Raw genomic sequence first — 2,270 nt, forward strand, 5'->3', positions numbered from 1 at the left:
CACGGCGCCGCCTTCGGCCGCCGCGCTGCCCACCTGCGCGGCGTGCGCGATATCGGGGACGCAGGCGGCCACCGTGGTCGCCACCGATTCGGACATCGCCTGCGCGGACTTGCGCACCGCCCGGCGCAGCTCGAAGCGCGCCAGCAGCATCATCACCAGCCCGGCGACCAGCCAGGTCAGGATCGTCTCCGCGTGCTGCAGCAGGAATTGGCGGATCAGTTCGATATCCAGTGTCACCTTTGTTCTCCCCTTGTCAGGTGCGGCTGCCCGCGGCAGCCCGATGGATGACCTCGCGGGGTGGCCGATCGTTCCCATGGGAAACAATTGGAAACCTCGATCGCCCTCCGCAGCCTACACAAACAAAAAACGGCCGCGCTCGCGCACGGCCGTCGTCTCTCGCTACCTCGCCAGCGGCATCACGCCGAAGCCTTCGGCTCGGGCGTGCGCAGGCGGATATGCAGCTCGCGCAGCTGCTTCTCGTCGACCGAGCTCGGCGCCTGCGTCAGCAGGTCCTGCGCGCGCTGCGTCTTCGGGAAGGCGATCACGTCGCGGATCGAATCGGCGCCGGCCATCATCGTGACGATACGGTCCAGGCCGAAGGCGATGCCGCCATGCGGGGGCGCGCCGTACTGCAGCGCATCCAGCAGGTAGCCGAACTTGACGCGCGCCTCTTCCTCGTTGATCTTCAGCGCGCGGAACACCTTGCTCTGCACGTCCTCGCGATAGATACGCACCGAGCCGCCGCCGATTTCCCAGCCGTTCAGCACCATGTCGTAGGCCTTGGCGATGCACTTGCCCGGATCGGTGGCCAGGTACTCCAGGTGCTCGTCCTTGGGGCTGGTGAACGGGTGGTGCATCGCGACCCAGCGGGCGTCTTCCTCGTCGTACTCGAACATCGGGAAGTCCACCACCCACAGCGGCTTCCACGCGTCCTCGAACAGGCCGTTGGCCTTGCCGAATTCCGAGTGGCCGATCTTCAGGCGCAGCGCGCCCATCGCGTCGTTGACGACCTTGGCCTTGTCGGCGCCGAAGAACAGGATGTCGCCATCCTGCGCGCCCGAGCGCTTCAGGATCTCGGCGATGGCGGCGTCATGCAGGTTCTTGACGATCGGCGATTGCAGGCCGTCGCGGCCCTTGGCCACTTCGTTGACCTTGATCCAGGCCAGGCCCTTGGCGCCGTAGATGGCGACGAACTGCGTATAGGCATCGATCTCGCCGCGCGAGATCTGGCCGCCGCCGGGCACGCGCAGCGCGACCACGCGGCCGTTGTCGCTGTTGGCCGGGCCCGAGAACACCTTGAAGTCGACGTCCTTCATGACCTCGGTCAGCTCGGTGAACTCGAGCTTGACGCGCAGGTCCGGCTTGTCCGAGCCGAAGCGGGCCATCGCCTCGCGGAATTCCATCACCGGGAAGCGGTCGTCCAGCGCCACGCCGATGGTGTTCTTGAACACCGTGCGGATCATGTTCTCGAACAGGTCGCGGATGTCCTGCTCGGTCAGGAACGAGGTCTCGCAGTCGATCTGCGTGAATTCGGGCTGGCGGTCGGCGCGCAGGTCCTCGTCGCGGAAGCACTTGGTGATCTGGTAGTAGCGATCGAAGCCCGACACCATCAGCATCTGCTTGAACAGCTGCGGCGACTGCGGCAGCGCGAAGAAGTGGCCCGGGTTGACCCGCGACGGCACCAGGTAGTCGCGCGCGCCCTCGGGCGTGCTCTTGCCCAGCATCGGCGTCTCGATGTCGATGAAGCCCTGCTCGTCCAGGTACTTGCGCACTTCCATCGCCACCTTGTAGCGCAGGCGCAGGTTGTACTGCATCTGCGGGCGGCGCAGGTCCAGCACGCGGTGCGTCAGGCGGGTGGTCTCCGACAGGTTGTCGTCGTCGAGCTGGAACGGGGGCGTGACCGACGGGTTCAGCACGGTCAGCTCATGGCACAGCACCTCGATCTTGCCCGAGGTCAGGTTGGCGTTCTCGGTGCCGGCCGGACGCGCGCGCACCTTGCCGGTCACGCGGATGCAGAACTCGTTGCGGATGTCCTCGGCGACCTTGAACATTTCGGGGCGGTCCGGATCGCAGACGACCTGCACCAGACCCTCGCGATCGCGCAGGTCGATGAAGATCACGCCGCCGTGGTCGCGGCGCCGTTGCACCCAGCCGGTCAGGGCCACTTCCTGGCCGGTCAGTTGTTCGGTCACGAGACCGCAGTAGTGAGTTCGCATGGAGGACATAGGAGAAATTCCCGGTAAGGCGCGGCCGCGCTCGGGCGGCCCGCG

The 2,270-nt window shown here is 66.4% G+C and carries 1 protein-coding gene and 1 pseudogene; both read right to left on the reverse strand.

Features of this window, described 5'->3' with window-relative positions:
* Positions 1-237: pseudogene (locus tag AC6EI8_RS26165) on the reverse strand (hypothetical protein); the annotation flags it as partial.
* Positions 238-416: 179 nt separating this feature from the next.
* On the reverse strand, positions 417-2,225 hold the full coding sequence (gene aspS / locus AC6EI8_RS26170) for an aspartate--tRNA ligase (RefSeq protein WP_149317645.1): 1,809 nt from the start codon (positions 2,223-2,225) through the stop codon (positions 417-419).
* Positions 2,226-2,270: the final 45 nt, after the last annotated feature.

The sequence above is a fragment of the Cupriavidus sp. R6-3 genome (assembly GCF_059772245.1).

Coding starts and splice junctions, on each gene's coding strand:
- aspS (WP_149317645.1), bottom strand. CDS start 2,225: ATGTCCTCCATGCGAACTCACTACTGCGGTCTCGTGACCGAACAACTG.